The following is a 751-nucleotide window of genomic DNA, read 5'->3' as shown; positions in this document are numbered from 1 at the left end:
CCAAAGAAGAGTTCGATCGATTAAAAGTTATTCTGGTTATGGGTCTATTCGTCATAGTTTTCTGGGCGGGCTTTGAACAAGCTGGCGGTCTGATGAATATCTATACTCAACAATATACTGACCGCATGATTGGTGGCTTTGAAGTCCCAGCGGCGTGGTTCCAATCTCTGAACCCATTCTTCATCATTACACTTGCACCAATCATTGCTGCATTTTGGGTTAAGCTTGGTAAGCGTGAACCAAATTCTCCAGTGAAATTTGCAATGGCTTTGTTCTTCCTAGCTCTTGGCTTTGTGTGCATGATGGGCGCTGTAATGGAGCAAGGTGGCGACCTAACAGTGAAAACGTCAATGCTGTGGCTAGTCGGTGCTTTCTTCTTCCATACCCTTGGCGAGCTTTGTCTATCTCCTATTGGCCTGTCGTTGGTCACTAAGTTAGCTCCGCTTCGTCTCGCATCGCTAATGATGGGTGCATGGTTTGGCTTCAACGCTGTCGCAAACTACGTCGCTGGCCTTGTGGGTTCTCACGTTGGTGAGCTTGGCGCAATGTCTATCTTCGGTGGTATCGCAATTACAGCGACAATAAGTGGCGTCTTACTGCTTCTTTGTGCTGGCAAGCTTGTATCATGGATGCATGGCGTAGAAAGCAACATGATGCTTGAAGCAGAGCCAAAAGCAGAAACTTCGGTTGCTTAATATCTAGATCGATTTCAAGAAGAAACATCCAGATCAAAAAGGGCTGCTCAATGAGC

The 751-nt window shown here is 46.5% G+C and carries 1 protein-coding gene; it reads left to right on the top strand.

Annotation, left to right across the window (positions count from 1 at the left end; translation table 11 throughout):
• On the top strand, positions 1-695 hold a 695-nt coding region (locus tag AB4232_RS10145; RefSeq protein ID WP_372087049.1), incomplete at its 5' end, for a peptide MFS transporter.
• Positions 696-751 lie beyond the last annotated feature (56 nt).

It is taken from the genome of Vibrio sp. 10N.286.46.A8, assembly GCF_041470165.1.
Lineage (GTDB): Bacteria > Pseudomonadota > Gammaproteobacteria > Enterobacterales > Vibrionaceae > Vibrio > Vibrio tasmaniensis_A.
The sequence above is the reverse complement of the archived record's forward strand: the minus strand, read 5'-3'. Positions and strand labels throughout refer to the sequence as shown.